The sequence below is a fragment of the Kribbella sp. NPDC056861 genome (assembly GCF_040687575.1).
Classification (GTDB): domain Bacteria; phylum Actinomycetota; class Actinomycetes; order Propionibacteriales; family Kribbellaceae; genus Kribbella.
In genome coordinates this window covers 65,297-86,387 of record NZ_JBFBNQ010000002.1, presented here as the reverse complement: position 1 = coordinate 86,387, position 21,091 = coordinate 65,297, and the positions used below count along the sequence as shown (strand labels likewise).

The following is a 21,091-nucleotide window of genomic DNA, read 5'->3' as shown; positions in this document are numbered from 1 at the left end:
CGGGGGATAGGTTCGCCAACACCTGCGGGACACCTGCTGTTTCAATACTGTTTTTTGACTGTGCGGGCACGCGAAGAAGCGGTCCGGACCCGGGTTCGGGTCTGGACCGCTTCTTTGGTGCAGCGTCAGTGCGTGTGCGGCTCGGTGCCGTGCTCGGCCTCGTGCGCCGCGATCTGCGCGCGGACCTCTTCCATGTCGACCGCGCGGAGCTGGGTGATCAGGTCCTCCAGCGCGGCGGCCGGCAGCGCGCCCGGCTGGGAGTACAGCACCACACCGTCGCGAACGGCCATCAGCGTCGGGATCGAGCTGATCTGGAACGCCTGGGCCAGCTCGACCTGGGCCTCCGTGTCGACCTTGCCGAAGGTGATGTCCTCATGCGTCTCGGAGGACTTCTCGAACACCGGCCCGAACATCTTGCACGGACCACACCACTCTGCCCAGAAATCCACCAGGACGAGTCCGTCGGAACCGACGAACTTGTCGAAGTTCTCCTGGGACAGCTCGACCGTTGCCACTACGACCTCCGAAGATAGACGAATACGTCCTGTACAACAGCGCGGGAGCCATCAGTGTTCCCAGTCGTGGGAACCGCAATCGACGCCGGCCGGCGGGCTGTCCAGCTCGAGCTGGTTCGGCTCGACCTGGCTCAGATCGGGATGTCGATGAACGGCGACCGGTAGTCCTGCACCTCGTCCAGGATCGCAGCCGCGTCGTCCGGGCTGAGCTCGGCCCGCTCCTGCTCCGCTTGAATCATCTGTTTCAGCAGTCTGGTCTCGCCGGCGGTGGCCAGTCCGGTGATCTCCGGGTGTCCGTTCAGCAGCCACGCTGTGGCGGCCGTCACATAACGCTGCTCGTCGAACGGCCGGTACCAGGTGTCGTACGTCTTCTCCTCGCCGTCGAGCCAGTTCCGCCGGGAGATCATCTTGATCGTCATCAGTGCGGCGTCCGTCGCCTGCACCGCCTCCACAAGCGCTGCGTAGTCATCGGCGTACTGCGGATCGGTGGACAACTTGTAGTTCAACGGCGTCAGCACGCTGTCGAAGTCGAACCGGCGCAGCCCCTCGCGGTGCACCGACGGCGCCTCGGCGGTGTGCCCGGTGATGCCGATCGCCGCCACCATGCCCTCCTCCTTGGCCCGGATCGCGGCCTCGAGCGAACCGCCCTTGCCGGTGACCAGGTCGAGGTTCTCCAGATCGCAGACGGCATGCATCTGGATCAGGTCGAGGTGGTCGGTCTGCAGCCGCTCCAGGGAGCGGTTGATCTCGGCCCAGGCCTCGTCGTACGTGCGCCGACCGGTCTTCGTGGCCAGGAAGATCCGGTCCCGGATCTCCGGCATTCGCGGCCCGAGCCGAAGCTCCGCGTCGCCGTAGTCGGCGGCCACGTCGAAATGGTTGATCCCGGCATCGAGTGCTTCCTGGATCGAGGCGTCGGCGCGATCCTGGTCGACGCCGCCGAGTGATGCGGCGCCGTAGATCAGGACCGAACTCCGGTGCTCGAGCCGGCCGAGTCGACGAGTCTCCATGCTTGTCCTCTCAAAGTCCGCGGATCGGTCAAACACTAGTACTTTGACCCCGCGCCACGGGAGAGTTTTCCACAGGCCGGTCCAGCGGATCGGTTACTATCTGTGATCAGTTGAATCGTTCTGCTTACCATGTTCACTGGACGGATATTCGAACGTCGGTTCCATGTGGCATGGTGTGCGCTGCCTGATTGACGTGATCGGGCATGAGAGAGGAGTTATGGCGAGGGTACCGAAGCTGTCACGCTTCACTTTTCGAGGTGCAGCGGGCGCGGAAGCGGGTAACAGTATGGCTGCGGGGAGCGATGGAACCTCGGGATCCTGGTCTCAGGCCTCCCGGCGAACAGTTGCTTGCCGTATTCTCCCGGCTACTGTCCGCGTAACTGCTGTCTGAGGGGCGGGTAGCGATGAGTTGGTGGCGAACGTTGCTCAATCTGCCGCCAAAAGGTGAGCACTGGGCGGACCAGAAACGCACGAAGCAGAGCCGCTCCAGCAAGGCGGGTAAGCAACGCCCGCAGAGCAACACTGCGCCGGAGTGGTGGTCCCACCCGGATGGGCCGGTGTCACCCACGCCTCGGCAGGCGCAGGGGGTGGCAGCGCAGTACAGCCAGCCCCAGCCGCCGAACACCGGTGGCGTGATGGCACCTCCGCGACGGCCGCAACAGCCTGGAGCCCAGCCGCCTCCTGGTCAGGCGCCCCCTGGCCAGCCCCCGACCGCCGGTCCGACGGGCCCGCAGCAGCCGGGCGGTCCGAGGCAGCCCGAGCGACTTCGGCAGCGGTCACCGCATGGCGCCCACGCGGCGCCTGGTCCAGTGCGCGAGCCGATCCTCGAGCCCAACCAGACGCCTTGGTCGACCGAGCCCGAAACCTCCTTCTCGATCTGGGGCAAGCGGTTCTTGCGCGGCCTCGCGGTCGCCGTCCTGCTGCTCGCCGCGATCAGCGGCGTACGGTCCTGGATCCGGCCGAACACGACGGCGACCACCAACGGCGGGGTCAGCCAGAGCAGCTTCCCGTCCGACGAGGCCCGAGCAGTCGCGACCCGGTACGCCGTCTCTTACCTGAACTGGGACGAAGGCAACCCGGACGCACGCCCGGCCCAGATCGGTCTCGACCTCGCCGCCGGCCTGGACGCCCGGGCCGGCTGGAACGGCCGCGGCAAGCAGACCGCGGACAAGGCCTACCCGGGTGAGGTGAAGGTCGACTCCAGTGGCGTGACGGCGGTCGTCGACGTCCGGGTCCAGGTCCGGGCGTTCACCAAGTCGGGCCGCAGCTACCTGCCCGGTCCGTACACCTGGCAACGCGTCTCCGTGCCGGTGGCACGGTCGACGTCGCGGGTCGTCGCCAGCGGCCCGCCCACGTACATCGCCGACGAGCGGGTCGCCCTGCCCGAGAACATGCCGCCGGCCGGACAGCCGGACGACGAACTGACCGCAGTGACCATGAAGGACGCCGAGGCCTTCTTCAGCGCCTATGCCGAGTCCGACGCCAAGGTGGAGGCGGTGACGGCGCCCGGCGCCGCGATCCGCAGCCTGAACGGCGTCGTCAAGCTGGGCGACCTGAAGTCCTGGCAGGTCTACACCGGAAACGACAACGAGCGCCGGGCCACGGCTGCCGTTACCTGGGACGGAGCCGGGGACACCACCCTCGACCAGACCTATTCGCTCACTCTTCGGCGTACTGTCGCCGCGGACGGAGCACAGCGATGGCAAGTGGCTGCCGTCGGATGACCACAGCAGACAGCCGTCGGATGATCAGCGCAGCAAGGGAGATACCGCAATGATGACGCACCAACTCGTCGCGACCATGGTGGAGCTGACCGCGCCGCTGGCCGACAGCAACGTCCCCACGGGGGCGGACTTCAAGGACTGGGTCCTGGTCATCGCGGGGAACATCTTCATCGCGATCCTCGTGCTGCGCGCGATCGGGCACTACTTCAAGCGCGAGTGGGGCGAGCTGTTCGGCCACATCGCGGCCGGTGTCCTGGTCGGTGGGCTGATCTACGCCAACAACCAGACCATCAACGTGCTCAAGGGCTTCTGGGGATTGCTGGCCGGAGGTAATTGATGCGTGTCGGCCGCACCCTGACCCACCACTTCGAGATCGAGACCCGGCAGTACGACCTGCTCGGGATCGACCTCGGTGAAGGCGCCCGCCGCCGGATGATCATCTTCGGCGCGGTGATCATCCTGGTCTGGATCGCCTTGCTGGTCCCGTTCATCGGCGTTCCGCAGAAGGCCACCGTCAGCCTGTACATCGTGCCGCCGTTCGTGATCACCGCGTTCGGCTGGCGGGCCGGCCGGCACCACGAACGCCGTCGCCGGGTGACCGAGTGGGCGCTCGCCGTCCGGTACGCGTTGCGCGCGCACCGGCCGATCATCGGGCTCGGCGCCCGGGCCGCCGACAAGACGGAGTACCTGCCCTGGCGTGAGCGGGTCGCCACCCAGAAGGTGGCCAACATGGCGCGCGCCCGGGTGACGCCGGAGTGGGAACGCGACGACGTGACAGAGCTCGACCCGCAGGTCCGCGCCGGTGCGGACATCACGGTGAACCAACGGGCCCGGCTCCTCGGAGCGGACTACGTGCAGAAGGTCAGTCGCAGGACAGCGTCTGGGAAGAGGACTTGATGAAGATCGCTGACAAGCTCCTGAACCTGGTCGGTGTCGGCCGCGAGCGCGGGCTGCCGCCGCCACGGCTGGTCGCCATCGCCGACGGTCTGCTGGTGACCGAGCGCAGCGCCGAGGCGTGGTTCCTGATCTCCGTCGCGAACACGGACCTGGCCACCGAGGCGGAGCAGGACGCCGCCCTCGACGCTGCCGTCAGCGCCGCCGCGACGATCCTCGGCGACCGGCTCAGCCACCTCAAGGTGGTCTGGGGCCGCTCGACCGGCCAGGACTACATCGACAGCGTCGCCGGCCACTACCGGATCGGCGACCACGAGGGCTGGGCGCAGACCCGCGCCGACCGGATCGACGAGATGCGGATGCCGGAGCGGTACGTCGCGCTCGGCGTCCACCTCAGCGACCGCGACCCACGCGCGACGGCGCAGGTCCGCGGCTCGATCAGTGACGCCCTCGGTACGACGTCGTGGCGGGTGAGCGCGCGCGAGCTCGCGCACCTGGACGAGCGCGTGCACAAGCTGGCCCGCCAGCTCGGCTCGACCGTCTGGCGCGCCCACACGGCTCCGGCCGAGGTGATCTCCTGGCTGATCAGTCGCGAGATGCACCGCGGCGCCGTCGCGGCTCCGCGCCGCGGCCTGATCACCGGCGCCTCGCTGGCCCGCCTGACGGCCGGCCGGGTCGTGCCGTACACCGACCACCTGCGCATCTACGACAGCCGCGGCCAGATCGCGGCGTACACGAGTGTGCTGGCGATGACCGACTTCCCCGAGGAGCTCGAGACCCCGGGCGCGGGGGAGTGGCTGCGCACGCTGTCCGAGATCAAGGCGATCGACGACGACGGCGACGAGATCGACGTCACCGTCGAGGCGTCGGTGCGGTTCCGGGTGCTGACCAAGAAGACCGCGCGGCACCTGGTCGACGAGACCCGCAAGAGCGCCAAGGAACAGCGCCGCTCGGCCGCCAAGGGCACCGCCGAGGAGACCGCGGACGAGATCGTCGAGACCGAGCGGATCATGCGCGAGGTCAAGCGCGACATCAACCGCTCCGGCCTGACCCTGGTCGAGGACCACCCCCGCCTGCTGGTCAGCGCGGACACCCGCGAGGACCTGGACGCGTACGTCGACGCCGTCATCGCCCACTACGCCGACCGTGGCATCACGGTCGCCGCCGGTGCGGACGAGCAGCGGGACCTGTGGCTGGAATCGCTGCCAGGAGACCAGCTGCGAGTCCCCGACCTGGGACACGTGCGGGAGTCGACCGCCTTCTTCGGATCATGGTTCTGGGGCGGTGCGTCGATCGGTGACGCCACCGGCCCGTCGATCGGCTATCTGACCGGCTCGACGCCCGGGCTGGTGCGCTTCGACGCTGCTGCCGGTTCGGCCCTGGGTGACGCGACGACCACGCTGTTCCTCGGTCGATCGGGTCGAGGCAAGACCACCGCCGCCATGCTGGGTGGCCTCGACTCCGCCTTTGCCGGTGCCTGGGTGCCGCTGCTGGACCTCAAGGGTGACGCGGCGGGAGTTTCGGCGGTAGCCGCGGAGTACGGGGTGCCTACTGCTGTCATCGAGATCACGGCCCAGTTCTCTGGTGCTGCTGACCTGCTGCGCGTGCTGCCTGTCGACGACGCTTTGCTGCAGGCGCCTTCGCAGCTGATGCTGCTGCTGCCTCCGCACCTGCGTGGTGCGGCGGAAGCGCCTGTCATGGCGGCGACCCGGGCCGAGATCCAATCGCCCGACCCGTCATCGTGGGGCGTTATCCAGCGGCTCTGCGCGGCCGACTCGGAGACCACACGGACGGTCGGTTTCGCCCTGCGCGACCTCGTCGAGACGGGCCTCGGCTCCGTCGTCGCCGGCCCGCCGTCAGGCCTCTCGTCGCTGACGACCAACCCTGGCCTGTGGGTAGTCCAGATGCCCGGCCTGACGCTGCCCTCGCCGGAGTCCGCGCCCGAGTCGTGGTCCCCGATCGAACGGGTCGGCATGGCCTGCCTCCGCGGCTGCCTCGCCTGGATGGTCCGTACGACGGGCCGCCGCGAGTTCCGTGGCCGCTCGAAGGTCGTCATCGTCCCCGAGGTCCACCTGCTCACCAAGACCCCCGACGGCGCCTCGTTCCTCGACTACATCGCCCGAGTCGGCCGAGCCCTCGGCGCCTCCCTGGTCCTGGACACCCAGGACCCGGCGTCGATCCTGAAGCTCCCCGGCCTGGTCGAGCAGATCACCACCCTGTTCGCCTTCAGCCTCCGCTCCCGCGAACAGGTCGACTCCCTGCTCGAACTCCTCGGCCGACCCCAGACAGCGCCGTACCAAACCCTGGTCCGCGGCATCAACACCGCCGCCAACGGCAAGTCCATCCGCCACGGCCACTGCATCATGCGCGACCGCTGGGACGAGGTAGCCACCGTCCAGATCGACATCCCCAGCCAGCGAGTGGCCGAACTCCTGCGCACGACTCCCGAGTCCGAACACGACCTCGAGCCCACGCAACCCATCCTGGCCCCCTACGAGGACCCGGACCCCTTCGCCGAAGACGACGAAGACCGCGCCGACGCCCTCCTCGACCGAGCCGACACCGTGCTCCCAGCCGCCGCCGCAGTGGCCCAGGCAGAAGCCCACACCCAGGAGCCCGTCCAGGACGACCCCCTCCCATCGGTCCCGGTAGTAGAAACCTCCTCCCACCACGCCCCACCTGCGCCTCCGCCACCGCCCGGTGCCGCGGCCGCCACGCGCGTCGCCACCCCGCAAAACGGCACCGCCCTCACCAACGGCTCCCACCCCGTCCCGCCGCCTCCTCCCACCAGCGAGGACCACCACCACCCCCCTCGCTACGAAGAGCCCATCGGCCCCAACGAGGTCTACGACCAAGAAGCCGACTACAACGAAGCGATGTACCCCGCCGACCCCTCAACCTCGTCTGCTGAGCAATCCCCACAGAATGCTTCGGCCAAGAAGGAGCACGTCGGATGAAGTGGTCGCGGCGGATCAGAACGGCGTTGACGGTCCTCACCTTCTCGGTGATCGTCACCGCTCAGCTCGCATTGGCAGCTGATCCGCAGCAGCAGACGACGCCGACCGGTTTCGGTGATCTGCTGCCGGTGCCGGACCTGACTCACGGCGATACCCGCACCTTGTTCGAGCAGTACAACCCGATGGCCTACAGCCTTGAGTACGAAGGTAGCTTCAGCGATCCGTTCCGGCCGGTCTTCAACTCTTTCGCCGAACTGCTGATGCTCTACATCGTTGCCTCAACTCGTGCGGCGATCGCTATCGGCTGGTGGTTGTTCGCGTTCACCGATATCCGGGCGCTGATGGATGCGACGTCGCAGGCCATCGGCGGTGTCAGCACCCAGCTCACCGGTTGGCTGCTGCCGTCTGCGCTTGCGCTGGGTGCCATCGCGGCCTATGTGCAGCGCAGGACGAGCGGTTCGGCGCTCGGGCAGCTCGTCTGGGTCTTCGCAGCGGGCCTGGTGGCGATCAGTCTCGCGCTCGGTCCCGCGACCTGGCTCAAAGGTGTCGACGGGGCGCGCCAGATTGGTGCTCAGACGGTGATGGGAGCGTCCGGCCAGGTAGTCGGTGGGACGATGAAGGTCCCCTTCGAGACACCAGAGCCGGCCTTTCCGGGGACGCCCAGAGACACGATGTTGAGGAAATCGGGAGATTCCGCTTGGCGTGGGTTTGCGGTGACGCCGTGGTGTATCGCCGAGTTCGGCTCGATGGAGGCCTGCACGCGGTACGGCAAGGGCATGCTCGATGTGGGTATCGACAAGAGCCAGCGGATGGACTACATCAAGAACACCGTCGCCAAGGCCGAGGGAGGCGGTGACACGGCAACGGTCAAATGGGCGAAAGGTGAGAATCCGTTCGGCCGGATCGGTGTACTGCTGATCGCCGCTGTCGCCGCTACGTTGTTCGCATTCCTCAACATCGGCCTTGCCGCGACGGCGTTGATGGCGTTCGTGGGGTGCCTGGTGATGCTGGTGGTCGGCGTCATCTTCGCGTGCCTGTTCATCATTCCCGGCAGATCTCGCCAGTGGGGTATGAATTGGCTTGAAGCTCTCCTCGGGTTGGTTCTGCAATCTGTGGCAGCCATGCTCGTTTTCGGGGTGGCCCTGTCGCTCCTCACGGCGGTCTTCGGACTGAGCCAAAGCCTTGGCTGGCTTCCTGTCACCGGGCTCGCGCTCGTAGTCCTGATTGCGGCGTTCCGGCTGCGGAGGCTGCTTGAGTCGATGACGTCGATGATGCGGCCAGGTGTCGGCAGCATGATGATGGGATCGTTTGCCCGACGAGGCGCGGTCCAGGCTGTTCGTCGGGTCGTCACTGCCATTCGCAGCCGAGGCTCGGCGCCCGCCAGCGCGGAAGGCGAGAAGAGCCGCCCAACGACCCAGCGAGGCGGTGGCGGGCAGGATGCCGATGGTCGCACCGAGACCAACAGGGTCTATCGAAAGATGCCCGCTCCTGGGACAGGTCGTGGGCAACAGGGTGAGGGTCACGCCGACACTTCTCCAGAGCAGACGGTCGGCAAGCCGGGCGACACATCGAGGCCCGGTGTCGGCGGAATCGGAACCAAGAAACCCGGCGGTCGACGCGACACGACCAGTCGTCCAGGAGGCGTTCCCGCGCCCGGCGGCCCCAAGCCGTCAACGAAGCGAGTATCGAGAGACATCTATCAAGGTGGCACCATCGAGGCACCCCAGCCCACTGTCGGCTCGAAGAAGAACTCGACCGATCGAAGCTCGGGCCGGCATGCGAAAGCCTCGGTGACTGCTGAGCAATTGCGTCAGGGACGGTACGAGCCTCGGAGCCTTGTTCCCTCGGCCAGCCTGCGCGAGGGCCCGCCCAAAGCGCCACGGGAACTCCGTAAGACGGCAGCGTCCCAGCGTCGATTCCGGGAGTACTCGGCTGCTCGGAGCAGTGGACCGACCAGCCATCGATCCGCGGGCGGTCGGTGATCCCGCGTGGGCTCACGACCAGGCCGCAGGGAGGCGAAGCGGCGGGACCAGGCCGGGGACGGATTGTGGGCCTCCGGCCCCACGCCCGAGGACGAGGACGACCCTCGCTCCCGGCGCGCACGCCGGCGCGATGATCTCGCGCGGCAACGCGCGACACTGCGGGATCGTCGGACCAGCGAGCCGGCGAGCCCGGTCGGAGTCATAGTCGTCATCGTGCTGCTGGCAGTTCTGGTGCTTGGCATCGGTGGCGGTTTGCCTAAATTGCTGAACCGCGATGGGGAGAAGGCGCAAGGACCCGTGGGTCTGCTGACGCCGAGCGGTCAGGGCACGGAAGCACCAGTGCCGTCCAGCGGTCCCCAGTCCAGTGATACGCCAGGATCTACTCAGTCTGTGACAGCGCTACCGCTTCAGTCGCAGCGACCTGGGGCCGAGCAGACTACGTCAGCTGATACGACGGCCAAGAACTGGGCAAACCTGTTCTACGCGCGCACACCTCTCAGCGAGACCTACGAGCAACTGGTGGGGCGTGCGGCCGAGTTCACAACGTCTGAACTGGCGTCGAGTTTCTCCACTGCGGGCGATGCCACGTACGACGCGCTCCGGACCTCGGAAGGGACGTCGAAAGTCGTGTCGGTCAAGGTTGCAGCCCCGCGTCCCGACACTGCACCGGTCGACACTCCGACCCGTATTACAAGGCTTGTGACTGTCACGGTTGCGACCACTGGAAAAGACGCGACCCAGTTCGAGGTCCCTCTTCTCCTCACCGTTATCCCTGAGGGCGATCGCTGGCTGATCAGTGTGGTGAACGGTGGCACTGGGCCATGAGGACCGGGGGCGAGCGCGATGTATAGCACTAGAGATCTTGCCGGGGCCGCGGGTCTCGGTGCGGCCAAGGGAGTTGCGACCAAGGTCGCGACCGCCGGGGGACTCATCCTGGTGATGGTCGTCATGATGCTTGCGCCGTTCGGGGCCAGAGGAGACCAGGTCAACGCGGCCTGTCCGCCGGGAGTTGCCGGCGGAGCTCGCGATCCGGTGCCGGACGGGCCATTACGAATTACCCAGATCGCCTACGCGAAGATCATCGATGGCGTCGCGGTGTCCCGAGGACTCCCCGGCCAGGCGACTCTGGTTGCGTTGATGACCGCATTGCAGGAGTCACAGCTGCAGAATCTGACCTATGGCGACCGTGACTCCGTTGGCCTTTTCCAGCAGCGGCCCGCTGCGGGCTGGGGGACAGTCGACGAAATCATGGATCCGGTCTATTCAGCTGAGGCGTTCTTCGGTGGTGACAAACCGCCAAGCCCGCCAGGTCTGGTGGACATCGACGGCTGGGAATCCATGCCCTACACGGTTGCCGCGCAAGCCGTACAGGTCTCGGCGTTCCCGGACGCCTACGCACGTCACGAAGACACGGCGCGCGACATCGCTGAGCAGGCCGGTATCGACCTGAACAGAGCAGGTAATCCTTACGCGGGACGCGACAAGGTGGCACCTCCCGCAACAGGGTCTGTCGTTCCTGACGTAGAGCAGGCCGACTGTGGGGGTGGTGTCCTTGACGGACGCCCCATCGCAGGAACCTGGCCGCCCGAGGAGCAGTCAGTGCCGGACCCCACCGTCCCCGGAGGGATGTTGACCCCTCGCACCGCAGCCTGGGTAGCCAAGGCCAAGTTGGCGCTGCAGAATCCGAGCATGTCCTGCTGGGACGCACACGTCTGGAACCCCACCAGTGACCATCCGAAGGGCAAAGCCTGCGATGTGATGGTTGGCGCCGATGGCCGGAAGTCTGCGGTCGCCAAGGCCAAGGGCGATCAGATCGCGAACTGGAGCATCGAGACAGCGGCGACAACCGGCCTCAGATACGTCATCTGGTACGGGAAGATCTGGAGTGCCAGGACCGGCCAGTGGAAGCCGTACAACGGTGGTGGCGTCTACAATCCGACGGATGCGACTGGCGGTCACTATGACCATGTGCATGTGTCGATGTACTGACGACCGCCGGGTCGCAGGAATGGCGCCCGATCTGGTAGTGGATTCAACGAAGGAGACGTCAACTGTGCAGCCGTCCGGTGGATCAAGGGCATCCCATGAGCGGCTCTGACGGCAACGAGGGCAGGCCAGGAGGGTTCTCACCTGACGACTGGCAGCCGCCCACTGGGCCACCTCCTGGTGGAGCACCGGATGCGCCTGACTCTGCTCCGGGGTCCTTCTCGTTCAGTGACCCTGTTTCGTCGACTCCGATCACTCCAGCAGGACCGCGTATGTCTGTTCCGTCAGCGGCCCAGCTGTTGCTGGGGATCCCCTGGGTGATCTGGAGTTTCGGAATCGTCTCATCGTTGTCGACGATGATCTTCGACGGTTTCTCCGCAGTGGTGCCGGTCGTGCTGTGGATACTTTCGGGGTTGCTGATCTTCTGGCCACGGACGGAGTACTACCTCGCCAAGTTCTTCTTCCGCCTACGCGAGCCGACCATGCTCGAGCAGCAGAAGCTGGATGTCGCCTGGCGCGCAGTGTGCTCCCAAGTTCATGTGGATCCGAAGTATTACAAGCTCTGGATCGAGGAGTCCGACGACATCAATGGGTACGCCATGGCGGGAAAGTCCGTCGCGGTGACTCGTTGGGCCCTCAACTCCCTGCCGCCGCGTCAGCTCCAGGCCGTTCTTGCTCATGAGCTCGGACATCACCAGGGCGGGCATCCGTGGGCCGGTCTGGTGGCCTTCTGGTATTCCTTGCCCGGTCGGTCACTGGCTGGACTGGTGAGCGCCATCCTCCGCTCAGGTCCGGTCGCCGGCTGTCTCGTGGGTGGGTTTCTGTTCTGCTCCGCAGCCGGCCTGTTCATGGCTTCGCTGATCTTCAACCACGGCTGGGGCTGGGTCTTCTACACGTTCATGCCGATCCTCGTGCCGATTCCGCTTGCCTGGTTCAACCGGAAAGCCGAGTTAATGGCGGACCGAGTGGCAGCGGACCTCGGCTACGCCCGTGACACCATCACCTTCCTCTATGACCTTCAGGCGCAAGGAGAAGACGTCGCCAGGCGTGCCGCTGGTTGGCGAGGCGCCCTTTATTCGAGTCACCCATCGCTTGCGGTTCGCATCACCACACTCGAACGCTATCTACAAGGCAGCCGGCCATGACCAAGCGCCGTGAGCAGTTCGAGGCGCTCAGGCAGAAGTTGGCAGCCATCGCCGGGTCGGTTTCTGGCCCTGCGAACACAGAGCCAACCCGGCAGACGGGACCGACCGTGCCGCCTTGGGAGTCCATCCGGGCCGCGCACCCGCGGCTGGCCAGCCAGTTGGACGAACTCGCGGCCGGCGCCGACTTCAACGACGTCGATCGGGCTCGCCTGATCAACGCGATCCGCGGTCGTGCCGCAGAGCCCGCTCAGCTCGAGCAACTGGCGCAGGCGATCGAGCGCGACAGCAGCGCCGCGTTGGTCCACCCGTCGCAACAGAGAAATCTTCCCGGCCGGCGGTTCGCACAGCACAATCTGCTGGCTGGCCAGGTCCGGCTGGGAGAGGTCGTACCGGACCATCGGGGTGACTTCGAGATCACTGGTGACTTCGGGATCGACCTGGATGTGCTGAGGACCTCCATGCTGGTGATCGGTCCTCCCGGCTCAGGTAAGACCCGCGGAATTGCGACACCCATCGTGGAGCACCTCTCGCTGGCGGCTCTCACCGGTAAGGCCAGCATGGTCGTGGTCGATCCGAAGGCGATGGACTTCGCCTATGACGGATGGTTCGACGTCACCATCGACCCACTGAATCCCACCTGTGGTTTCAGTCTCTTCGGTGGTTCACGAACAGCAGACGTTGCAGCTGACCGTTTGGCCTCGGCACTGTTGCCGCCGCAGGTAAGCGATGACAAGGCCTACTTCATCGATGCGTCGAAGAACGCCTTGTACGCGTGCCTGGCACCCTTCGAGGCAGCCTACGAACGATGGCCGACGGTTCCTGAACTCCTTGGCCTCCTGCGCGCGGAGCAGTCTTCGATCGACCGGGTGAAGGAGCGTCTCAAGGGCCCCGGCTCGAAAGAGATGAAAGCTCTTCTCGACACGCGAAAGAGCCAGTCGCTTCGCACCGCGGATCCTGCCGCGAGCCTCGTGGAGCGGTTTGCGCTGCTCGATCGGCCGGCACTCCGTCGGCTGTTCGATCACCCCGGCCCGACATTTCAGATGCGCGACCTCAACAGACCAGTGCGAGTTAGGGTCGCACTGCCAGAGGCGGAGTACCCGGACGCATCCCGGATCCTCGCTCGTCTTGTCGTGTCACAGTTCGTTCAGATCACCTCGTCGTCCGAGACTGATCGTTCCATCTTCAAGTCGTTGGTGATCGACGAGGCGGGCCGGTTCGTCGACGACTATGTCGCACGGGGCGTACAGAAGCTGAGATCGAACAATGCCGGCTTGGTGCTGCTGTCGCAGACGATGTCGGACTTCCCGATCGAAGTACGGGCGACGATCTTCGGCTCCACTGGCTGCAAGGCGGTCTTCGGAGGCATCGATCCGGTGGACGCCGACATCTTCTCGAAGTGGTTCGGTGATCAGTACATCAATGAGACGACGATCAGTCGCAGTGCGCAGGCGGGGCTGCAGTACAACCAGCAGGGGAGGCCGGACGGGCGTAGCAGCAGCGAGACGACCGGCTACAGCATCCGTCGCGTCGAGCGGGCTCGTTGGACGGTCTCCGACATCATCACCGGAGTTCCGACCGGCCACGCGCTGATTTCCCTGGCCCGCTCTAACGGGGAGCGGGTCGGCCCGGTACTGGTCAACCTGCGGGGGTAAGCAGACCGCGGCGCACGGAGTCAGATCCGAAGATGCGCCGCGGTCTCATCGACGTCAAAAGTGTTGGTGCACCTCGGCCGACAACGAAGATCATACCGCCCCTATTCCACCCACTGGTGATGGCGGGCCACCAACCTCCTTGATAGCCTGAAGGCTCAGACAGAAGTACCACACGGTGCTTTCGTTCACACTTGTGATCGATTCGCCTTGTGGTTGTTGGTGCAACCGTGGCGAACTTTCACCTGTATTCAGGAGTCAGATCCTATGGTTGCCACTAACACCCGCCGTACGCGCACTGCTTTCATCAAGAGAGTTGAGCGTTGGAATGCCAACTTGGCTGCACTCACCTCGTTGATTGCGACCTTTACCGGTTTGCTTCGGCAGACTGTTCAGGTTGTTCTCATCGTGGTTGCCGCCGTGGCGGTGTTCTCACCGGGGCTTTTGCCGCTGGTTGCTGCGTTGTCGGCTCTGCTGCTGCAGATTCGGCGTTCGTAAGCGCTAGCCGCGTTCAGCTCGACCCTTCGGGGTCGAGCTGTTCGTGCGTTCACGGCAGGTAGCGGACCTCGGTGGTGGCTGATGGTGTGGCGAAGGCGAGGAGTTGTTGGGCTTCGTCGTCGATCGCGCGGCGGGCCGACTTCGACAGTTTGATGATCGGTTGGATTTCCAGCGTCGCGGACCTCTTGCCCTGCTTGGTGAGCTTCCACAACCCTGCTGCTCGGCCGTCGTGGAGGATTGAGCCTCGGGTTAGGACCTCTTGGAGGGTTACTCGGGCTCGGTCTGATTCGGTGATCCAGCGGGTGCGGTCGGCGTGGGAGAGGAGGAGGTTGTCGTATTCGGGGAGGAAGCGGGTGGGGACTTCGGTGTCCTCGTGGGGGAGGGTGATGGTGGGGAGGTCGTAGAGGGGGCGGTTGGTGGTGGCGTCGGTGTGGGTGACCAGGTCCAGGCGGTCGAAGACTTCGGACAGGCGGGTCAGGCCGGACCAGGTTTGGGCGTCGGCTACTGAGGCGGGGCCGTAGGCGGCCAGGTAGCGGAGGACCAGGGTGTCTACGTCGGGGGTGGTGGTGACGGGGGTGTTGAGCCAGAGGTCGGCGGTGGTCATGGTGGGGTTGCCGCCTTTGCCCCAGATGCCGCGTGGGGGGATCTGGATGGTGGGGAGCAGGCAGCGGACGGCGTGGGCGAGGGAGGGGGCGTCGCGGTCGGGCCAGAGGGGGGCCAGGTGCTCGCGGAGTTGTACTGCGGTGGCGGGGGAGGTGGTCATCCGGGCGATGCCGGCGGCCAGGACGGCGTCCATGTCGACGCCTTCGAGGCGGGCGCGGCCGTAGGTCTGGTTGGCGTAGACCTCGCGTTCCAGCCGGGGCTGGATCAAGGGGCGGATAGCGAGGAAGTCGCGGCTGGAGACCAGGTGGATGGTGGCTCGCATCATGGAGCCGCGGACCGCTTGGCGGGTTTCCAGCAGGTCGGCCAGTTCTGACGGGGCGAAGTCGGTCAGGCGGGCCCACAGGCCGACGTACGGGGCCAGGGGGCTTTGGGCCTGCATGCCGACCAGGTGTTCGATCGCGTCCAGGGCGGTGGCGGTGTGGCGGCTGATCAGCCACTGGCGGTCCAGGGTGGCGCGGTTCAGGGCGCGCAGACTCAACTTCGTCATGGTTGATCCTCTCGTGAGCTCGAGGTCAACGCTAGGAGCGGCAGCGGACAGGCCCTGACCTGTACTCCGGTGAGCTTGCCCTGCGCAACCTGCGCAACCTGCGCAACCGCGGATCGGAGGGCGTTAGATGTTTTCCCTTGCCGACCCGGAATCGCTGGGAGTTTTGCTTCCCACGAAGGCATCCAGCGAACTAGTGTCGCGACGGATCGTAGTCGTACCACCACGGTCGTTCGCCCACCTTGGGAGGGAAACACAATGAGGGAGCAATCGCGTCGCCGGAAGGCGATCGCAGCCGTCACCGCCACTGGCGTGGTGCTGGCACTCGGGTTGACGTACACCAGCGCGGCGGGGGCAGCGCCGGCGAACACCTCGGCCGCCACCGCGGTGCCGGGCAACCTGAAGCTGATCAAGACCAAGACCTCGCTGCTCGGCAAGCACTACTGGTACCAGCAGACGTTCAAGGGTCTCCCGGTCGTCGGCGGGTACTACGCGCAGCACGTCGACAAGTCGGGCAAGGTGCAGGTCGCCGACGGCCGCGACGCCGTCCCGGCCGACCTCGACGTCAGCGCCAAGGTGCCGTCGGCAACGGCCACCAAGAGCGCCAACACCGCTGTCACCGCACGCGCCGCGCGGAGCCGGAGCGCGGGTGGCAAGAACGTCAACCCGACCCCGGCCGCGACCCAGGGCGCCGCCCAGCTCGCGATCCTCGGCGGGCCGAACGCCAAGCTGGTCTGGAACGTCACCTCGCGCTCCAGCGAGGGCGTCACCCGGTCGCTCGTCGATGCCAAGGCCGGCACCGTCGTGGAGTCCAAGGTGATCAGTGATCACGCCGACGGCCGGGGTTCGGTGTTCGACCCCAGCCCGAGCGTGACGCTGAAGAACGAGGACCTGCTCGACAACGACGACAAGAACTCGAACCAGCTGTTCCTGGCGCAGAAGAACGTGATCCTGCGCAACCTGGACGGTTCGGGTCACCTGATCGGCCCGTACGTCAACATCCTCGAGGCCAAGGGTGGGGTGGCGTACAACAAGAACAACAACTTCGTCTTCCAGCGGGCGAACGACAAGTTCGAGCAGGTGATGGCGTACTACCAGGTCAACCAGACCCAGGAGTACATCCACTCGCTCGGCTTCACCGAGGTGAACAACGAGTCGCAGGACTTCTCGATCAACACCTTCGACGGCGACAACTCGTTCTACGACCCGTCGGTCGACCTGATCACGATGGGCGAGGGTGGCGTCGACGACGCCGAGGACGCCGAGGTGATCTGGCACGAGTACGGTCACGCGATCCAGGACGACGTCGTGCCGGGCTTCGGCGAGTCGCTGGAGGCCGGTTCGATCGGCGAGGGCTTCGGCGACTACTGGGCCGTGCAGCAGTCCATCCCGGTCAGCAAGAACTACGACATCCCGTGCGTGATGGACTGGGACGCCACCTCGTACACCGACGGCCCGAAGCACTGCCTGCGGCGGACCGACACCGGCAAGACCACCGACGACATCGTCGGCGAGGTGCACGACGACGGTGAGATCTGGTCGAACGCGCTCTGGGACATCCAGAAGGCACTCGGCCGGACCAAGGCCAACAAGGTGATCCTCGAGGGCACGTTCTTCTACGCCCCCGACACCTCGTTCGCCGACGCCGCCCGGGTCACCGTGCAGGCCACCCGGCTGCTCTACGGCAAGGCGGCCGCCGCGAAGGTGACCACCGCCTTCCAGGCCCGCAAGATCCTCTAGTACTGCGTACCGCCACCCAGCTCATGCGCCCACGACTACTGTGGGCGCATGAGCTGGAGCACTTCGGACATCCCTGACCTGACCGGCCGCCGCGCACTCGTCACCGGCGCGACCAGCGGACTCGGCTACGAGACCGCCCTCGAACTGCTCCGGCACGGCGCCGGGGTGACGATCGCCGCGCGCAACCCGGAGAAGTCCGATCAGGCCGCCGCGAAGCTCGCCGCGGCCACCGGCAAGACGCCCGAGATCCTCGCGCTCGACCTGTCCGACCTCCACGGCGTCGAGACCGCCGTCGAGCAGTTCGGCAAGACCAACGACAGCCTCGACCTGCTGGTCAACAACGCCGGCGTGATGGCACCGCCGTACCGGCAGACCGCGGACGGGTTCGAGCTGCAGATGGGCACCAACCACCTCGGCCACTTCGCGCTCACCGCACGGCTGCTGCCGCTGCTGCTGAAGACATCGAGCCCGCGCGTGGTGACCGTCAGCTCCTTCATGCACAAGACCGTGAGCACCGTCAGCCAGACCGACTTCCGCGCCGAGCAGGTCTACGCGAAGTGGGACGCCTACGGGAAGTCCAAGCTCGCCAACCTGCTCTTCATGCTGGAGCTCGACCGCCGCGCGCGAGCAGCCGGGGCAAACCTCACCAGCGTCGCCTCCCACCCCGGCTACGCCCGCACGCACCTGCAGTCGTCCGGCCCGGCCCTCGACGGCGCGAACCTCGAGTCCCGCATCCTCGGCTTCGGCACCAAGCTCGTCGCCCAGTCCGCCGCGGCCGGCGCCTGGCCCAGCCTGTACGGCGCAACCGCGCCCGACGTCCGTTCCGGCTCGTACTACGGTCCGTCGCTGTTCGAGCTGCGCGGCAAGCCCAAACTGGTCCAGCCGACCAAGGCCGCCAAGAATCCCGAGCTCGCCCAGCGCCTCTGGGCCTGGTCGGTCGAGGCGACCGGGGTCGACGCGTTCTGACCGAACGTGCCGACCTAGTGACACAACGGTAATCTCGTGGTTACCCTTCGGTAAAACCGAGCAGTAACCCCGCCCGGAGGTCACCGATGCGCCGACTTGTGCTCGCCCTTACCGTCATCCTCGCGAGCATCGGTCTCGCCCCGATTCAGGCGCAGGCCGCGCCAGGCTTCAGTACGGCGCACCAGCGCATCCCCGGCGCCGGTGGAACCGAGATCGGCGCCGTCGTGCTCACGCCCACCGGCCAGGGCGCCGGCCCGTTCCCGCTGGTGGTGATGCCATCGAGCTGGGGCGTGCCCAACCTCGAGTACGTCGGCCAGGGCAGCAAGCTCGCCAAGGCCGGCTTCCAGGTGATCTCGTACTCCAGCCGCGGCTTCTGGGACTCCACCGGCGGCATCGACATAGCCGGTCCGCCGACGGTCGCCGATGTCTCCGAGGTGATCGACTGGGCCGCCGAGCACACGCCGGCCGACACCAGCCGGGTCGCCTCCGTCGGGATCTCGTACGGCGCGGGCATCTCGCTGCTCGCCAGCGCACAGGACCCACGGATCAAGGCGGTCGGCGCGCTCAGCGGCTGGGCCGACCTGATCGCTTCGCTCAACCCCAACGACACCGTCAACCTGCAGGCCGTCACCGCGTTGCTTGCACTCGGCAACATCACCGGCCGCCCCGGTCCGGAGATGCAGTCATTGCAGACGAAGTTCATCGGCGGCGATTTCGACGGCGCGATCAGCGAGGCGACCGCGCTGGCACCGGTCAGGTCGGCGAAGACGGTGGTCAGCCAGATCAACGCGAAGCAGCCCGCGGTCTTCCTGGCCAATGCGTTCGAGGACTCGATCTTCCCGCCGACGCAGTACACGGACTTCTTCACCCAGCTGACCGGCCCGAAGCGGCTGCTGCTCGCGCACGGCGACCACGCGACCCCCGAGGTGACCGGCGCGATCGGCCTGCCCAACGAGGTCTGGGACGAGCTCGCGCCGTGGCTGAAGCACTTCCTCGCCGGTGCGGACAACGGCGCCGAGCAAGAAGCGCCGGTCCAGCTGAAGTCGCAGCGCAACGTCTGGCGTGGGTATGCCGACTGGGCCTCGGTCGGCGCGGCCAAGACGATGTACCTCACCAAGCCGGCCGGTCTCGCCCGCACGGGAACCCTGCAGAACAAGGCGTCCAGCGGCTGGTCCAGTGGCATCGCCGCCGGCGTTCCGACCGTGGCGGACAGCGGCATCGTGCTCGTCTCCGGCGCGCTGCAAGGCCTGCTCTCGATCCCGGTCGGCGTCGCGACCCCACTCGTGGATCGCAGCTTCGCCGGCGTCTGGTCCGGACCGGCGTACGGCGCCAAGACAATCGTCAACGGCGCCCCGCGGCTGCACGTGACGGTGACGCCGAGCGCGCGTGACACCTCGCTCTTCGCCTACCTGTACGACGTGGACGCGCTCGGCGTCGGCTCGCTGATCTCGCACAAGCCCTACACGCTCCGATCTGCGACACCCGGCCAGCCCAAGGCGATCGACCTCAAGCTGGAGGCGACCAGTTGGGAGGTGTCCGCCGGGCATCACCTCGTGTTGGTGGTCGACACCGTCGATCCCCGCTACCTCGGCCGCAGCAAACTCGGCAGCACGGTCAGCTTCAGCTCGCCTGCGACCGACCCAGCACACCTGACTGTCCCAGTTGCGTAATTTGCAACCTTCGTTGTGCCTCTTGCCACATCCTCCGAGCTAGGCCACCCTTTGTGGTCGGACGATCACCTACGCTCGGAGGATGTGTCATGGGTACGAGCCGCCGCCAATTCCTCGGACTCACCGCAGCTGCCGTCGGCACCGCTGCAGTCGGGATCACCACCCAAGCCAATGCGACCTGCCGGGCGACCGGGACGCTGTATCTCGGCACCTACACCTCCGAGTCGGGCGGCGGTACCGGGATCGGGCTGGCGTCGTACGACACGGTGACGGGTCAGATCACCTCGACCGGCGCGCTGGCCGGCGTCCAGGACCCGTCGTTCCTGATCCTGTCGGCCAACGGCCGCAACCTGTACGCCGTGAACGAGCAGTCGACCGGCGGCGTCACCGCGGTCGCCGTCGACTCGCCGGGCAACCTGCGGGTGCTCAACCGCCAGCCCAACGGGGGTAGTGCGCCGTGCCATCTCGCGCTGGTTGCTAACGGCAAGTACCTGCTGAGCGCCAACTACAGCTCCGGCGACATCGCCGTCCATCCGGTCAAGACCGACGGAAGCCTTGCGGCGCGGACAGATCTCGTCAAGCATGTCGGTTCGGCGCCACACGCGCACCAGGTGGTCCAGGACCCGACCGGCAACTACGTGCTGGCCGTTGACCTGGGCACCGACACGGTCTACACCTACACGATTGCCAACGGCAAGCTCTCCCTGAAGAGCCAGGCCAAGGTGAAGACCGGCGCCGGCCCGCGGCACCTCGCGTTCCACCCGAACGGCCGCTACGCCTACGTCGCCAACGAGTTGAACAGCACCATCAACGTCCTCCAGTACGACGGCGCGACCGGCAAGGTCACCACCGGCGCCGCGCAGACCACCGTCCCGGCCGGCTCGCCGACGAACTACCCCGGAGAGGTGATCGTCTCGCCGGACGGCCGCTTCGTCTACCTGAGCAACCGCGGCCACAACAGCATCGCCGTCTTCGCGGTCGAGTCCGGGGGAGCCACCCTGCGCCGGATCGGTACGCCGACCTGCGGCGGCGACTGGCCGCGCCACGTCACGCTGGACCCGACCGGCAAGCTGATGTTCGTCTCCAATCAGCGGTCGAACAATGTCGCGACCCTGCAGGTCGACACCGCCACCGGCCTGCTGACCAAGAAGTCGTCCTTCACCGCCCCGATCCCGGTCTGCGTGCTGCCGGGCTGATCGCAGCTGACCACA

At 66.6% G+C, this 21,091-nt stretch carries 18 protein-coding genes; 14 read left to right on the top strand and 4 right to left on the bottom strand.

Features of this window, described 5'->3' with window-relative positions; genetic code table 11:
• Positions 1–125: 125 nt before the first annotated feature.
• On the bottom strand, positions 126–515 hold the full coding sequence (trxA, locus tag AB0P21_RS07415; RefSeq protein ID WP_363694567.1) for a thioredoxin: 390 nt from the start codon (positions 513–515) through the stop codon (positions 126–128).
• Between the two features lie 131 nt (positions 516–646).
• The gene (locus AB0P21_RS07410) at positions 647–1,522 is read right to left on the bottom strand and encodes an aldo/keto reductase (RefSeq protein WP_363694565.1); all 876 of its coding nucleotides are present in this window, start codon (positions 1,520–1,522) and stop codon (positions 647–649) included.
• 809 nt (positions 1,523–2,331) lie between these two features.
• Between AB0P21_RS07410 and AB0P21_RS07405 the strand changes: the two genes are divergently transcribed.
• The 8 genes from AB0P21_RS07405 (at position 2,332) to AB0P21_RS07370 (ending at position 12,210) form a co-directional block, all read left to right on the top strand.
• Positions 2,332–3,246, top strand: a complete 915-nt coding sequence (locus AB0P21_RS07405) for a conjugal transfer protein (protein WP_363694563.1) — start codon at positions 2,332–2,334, stop codon at positions 3,244–3,246.
• Positions 3,247–3,295: 49 nt separating this feature from the next.
• Positions 3,296–3,583 (top strand): hypothetical protein, encoded by a 288-nt coding sequence (locus AB0P21_RS07400; RefSeq protein ID WP_363694561.1) that lies wholly within the window; start codon positions 3,296–3,298, stop codon positions 3,581–3,583.
• Positions 3,583–4,143: a hypothetical protein gene (locus tag AB0P21_RS07395; RefSeq protein ID WP_363694560.1), complete on the top strand. Its 561-nt coding sequence runs from the start codon at positions 3,583–3,585 to the stop codon at positions 4,141–4,143. Before AB0P21_RS07400 ends, AB0P21_RS07395 begins: the two co-directional genes overlap by 1 nt.
• Positions 4,143–7,097, top strand: coding sequence for an ATP-binding protein (locus AB0P21_RS07390; RefSeq protein WP_363694559.1), 2,955 nt, complete (start codon positions 4,143–4,145; stop codon positions 7,095–7,097). The genes AB0P21_RS07395 and AB0P21_RS07390 overlap by 1 nt, the downstream gene beginning before the upstream one ends.
• Complete coding sequence (locus AB0P21_RS07385; protein ID WP_363694557.1) at positions 7,094–9,079, top strand: hypothetical protein; 1,986 nt, start codon at positions 7,094–7,096, stop codon at positions 9,077–9,079. Before AB0P21_RS07390 ends, AB0P21_RS07385 begins: the two co-directional genes overlap by 4 nt.
• 213 nt (positions 9,080–9,292) lie before the next feature.
• Complete coding sequence (locus AB0P21_RS07380; RefSeq protein WP_363694555.1) at positions 9,293–9,904, top strand: hypothetical protein; 612 nt, start codon at positions 9,293–9,295, stop codon at positions 9,902–9,904.
• 114 nt (positions 9,905–10,018) lie between these two features.
• Positions 10,019–11,068, top strand: a complete 1,050-nt coding sequence (locus AB0P21_RS07375) for a hypothetical protein (protein WP_363696461.1) — start codon at positions 10,019–10,021, stop codon at positions 11,066–11,068.
• 314 nt (positions 11,069–11,382) lie between these two features.
• Positions 11,383–12,210: a M48 family metalloprotease gene (locus AB0P21_RS07370; protein ID WP_363694553.1), complete on the top strand. Its 828-nt coding sequence runs from the start codon at positions 11,383–11,385 to the stop codon at positions 12,208–12,210.
• Here AB0P21_RS07370 and AB0P21_RS07365 read toward each other — a convergent pair.
• Positions 12,186–12,608 carry a hypothetical protein gene (locus AB0P21_RS07365; RefSeq protein WP_363694551.1) on the bottom strand — a complete coding sequence of 141 codons (423 nt, stop codon included), beginning with the start codon at positions 12,606–12,608 and terminating at the stop codon, positions 12,186–12,188. The genes AB0P21_RS07370 and AB0P21_RS07365 overlap by 25 nt on opposite strands.
• A 60-nt stretch (positions 12,609–12,668) precedes the next feature.
• On the opposite strand from AB0P21_RS07365, the gene AB0P21_RS07360 reads away from it, so the two are divergent.
• Both AB0P21_RS07360 and AB0P21_RS07355 read left to right on the top strand, forming a co-directional pair.
• Positions 12,669–13,862: a TraM recognition domain-containing protein gene (locus AB0P21_RS07360; protein WP_363694549.1), complete on the top strand. Its 1,194-nt coding sequence runs from the start codon at positions 12,669–12,671 to the stop codon at positions 13,860–13,862.
• Between the two features lie 264 nt (positions 13,863–14,126).
• Entirely contained in the window at positions 14,127–14,357 is a 231-nt protein-coding gene (locus AB0P21_RS07355; RefSeq protein WP_363694546.1) for a hypothetical protein, read from the top strand.
• 49 nt (positions 14,358–14,406) lie between these two features.
• Here AB0P21_RS07355 and AB0P21_RS07350 read toward each other — a convergent pair whose 3' ends face one another.
• Positions 14,407–15,507 (bottom strand): winged helix DNA-binding domain-containing protein, encoded by a 1,101-nt coding sequence (locus AB0P21_RS07350; RefSeq protein ID WP_363694545.1) that lies wholly within the window; start codon positions 15,505–15,507, stop codon positions 14,407–14,409.
• Between the two features lie 255 nt (positions 15,508–15,762).
• Here AB0P21_RS07350 and AB0P21_RS07345 point away from each other — a divergent pair, with 255 nt between their 5' ends.
• The 4 genes from AB0P21_RS07345 to AB0P21_RS07330 all read left to right on the top strand — a co-directional run bounded on the left by AB0P21_RS07345 (position 15,763) and on the right by AB0P21_RS07330 (position 21,076).
• Complete coding sequence (locus tag AB0P21_RS07345; protein ID WP_363694543.1) at positions 15,763–17,244, top strand: M36 family metallopeptidase; 1,482 nt, start codon at positions 15,763–15,765, stop codon at positions 17,242–17,244.
• Positions 17,245–17,292: 48 nt separating this feature from the next.
• On the top strand, positions 17,293–18,210 hold the full coding sequence (locus AB0P21_RS07340; protein ID WP_363694541.1) for an oxidoreductase: 918 nt from the start codon (positions 17,293–17,295) through the stop codon (positions 18,208–18,210).
• 86 nt (positions 18,211–18,296) lie between these two features.
• Entirely contained in the window at positions 18,297–19,880 is a 1,584-nt protein-coding gene (locus AB0P21_RS07335; RefSeq protein ID WP_363694540.1) for an alpha/beta fold hydrolase, read from the top strand.
• A gap of 89 nt (positions 19,881–19,969) precedes the next feature.
• The gene (locus tag AB0P21_RS07330; protein WP_363694538.1) at positions 19,970–21,076 is read left to right on the top strand and encodes a lactonase family protein; all 1,107 of its coding nucleotides are present in this window, start codon (positions 19,970–19,972) and stop codon (positions 21,074–21,076) included.
• Positions 21,077–21,091: the final 15 nt, after the last annotated feature.